Below are 1,622 nucleotides of genomic sequence, written 5' to 3'. Positions count from 1 at the left end.
TCAAATCATGTGAAAATTTTCACATGATTTGAGGCGAAATTAAACTTTCTTTACTTATACGTTTAATTTCTTTTTTATTTAGTATCTGAAATGTATTCAAATTCTCTAGCTGGTAAGGATGAGGGGCGGCTATTTGTATGGATACAGGATATACTATCAAATAATTTAACAAACAGGATAAAGAATTCATAAGAGAATTTATATATTTTTCTAATTGGGAGTGATTATTTTGTCACAACAACAACTAAAAAAGGATATTGGTTTCTTTGCAGCATTAACCACAGTTATTGGTACCGTTATCGGCGCCGGAGTATTTTTCAAGCCCACTGCATTATATGGAGTAACAGGAACAGCTAGCCTAGGATTACTTGCATGGGTAATTGGTGGTATCTTGACCGTTTGCGCAGGACTAACTGCTGCTGAACTATCTGCCGCTATTCCTGAAACGGGGGGAATGATGGCATATTTAAAGAGGACTTATGGAAACTTAACTGCTTTCTTGCTTGGCTGGGCACAAACTGTCATATACTTCCCTGCAAATATTGCAGCTCTTGCTATTATTTTCGGGACACAAACGGTTAGTTTATTTGGCCTAAATGTTAATGAACACAAAATACTAATTATCGCAATTGCAATTATCACAGCAACATTTGTAACTCTTATGAACTTTTTAGGAGCTAAAGCAGCTGGTGGAATCCAAATGGCTTCGACTATATGCAAATTGGTTCCATTAGCATTGATTATTATTTTTGGATTACTACACAAAAGTGACGTTACTTTTCAGCTTTTTCCAATTGAGGCAGGGCCGAACAAATCTATGATATCTGCCCTTGGATCTGGTTTACTCGCAACAATGTTCGCCTATGATGGATGGATTCATGTAGGCAATATTGCTGGAGAAATGAAAAACCCTAAAAAAGACTTGCCTAAAGCAATCGTATTAGGATTATCAACAGTAATGGTTGTTTATTTATTAATTAATGTCGCGTTTCTAATGGTCATGTCTGCAACATCGCTCGCAGGTACTGATACACCCGCTTCTCAAGTAGCTACAATTCTTTTTGGAGCTATGGGAGGCAAACTAGTTACCATTGGCATTTTAATTTCCGTATTTGGAACGATTAATGGTTATATTATGACAGGAATGCGAATTCCTTATGCCATGGCTATTGAGAACAAACTACCATTTAGTAAATGGTTTGCTACATTATCTAAAACTAGTCGGGTCCCTTATAATTCTGGTCTATTTATGCTATTTATTTCAATTATTATGATGGCCGTCGGCGGATTCAATACTCTTACTGATATGTTGGTATTTGTAATATGGATATTCTACACAATGACATTCCTTGCTGTATTCATCTTACGAAAAAGGGAACCCGAACTTGTGCGACCTTATAAAGTTCCATTGTATCCTTTTATACCATTAGTTGCTATTATTGGCGGATTGTTCATTGTTATTAATACCTTATTCACCCAACCTCTGCTAGCTTTATGTGGAATAGGTCTAACTGCACTCGGCCTCCCTATTTATTACACTATGCGTAAAAAGGGACAATTTGGTTTAGAAAATCATAACGAGTAGATCAGTCTTTCTTAAAGATGTGATACAAAATTTTATG

1 protein-coding gene is annotated in these 1,622 nt (G+C 36.1%); it reads left to right on the top strand.

Annotated features, from left to right (window positions below; genetic code table 11):
- Positions 1 to 229: 229 nt before the first annotated feature.
- Positions 230 to 1,585 (top strand): APC family permease, encoded by a 1,356-nt coding sequence (locus tag ACQGS6_RS28045; RefSeq protein ID WP_000082756.1) that lies wholly within the window; start codon positions 230 to 232, stop codon positions 1,583 to 1,585.
- Positions 1,586 to 1,622 lie beyond the last annotated feature (37 nt).

This window comes from Bacillus sp. GMs2/2 (genome assembly GCF_050172095.1).
Lineage (GTDB): Bacteria > Bacillota > Bacilli > Bacillales > Bacillaceae_G > Bacillus_A > Bacillus_A cereus.
Note: the sequence above shows the minus strand (reverse complement) of the source record. Positions and strands in the feature narration are given on the sequence as shown.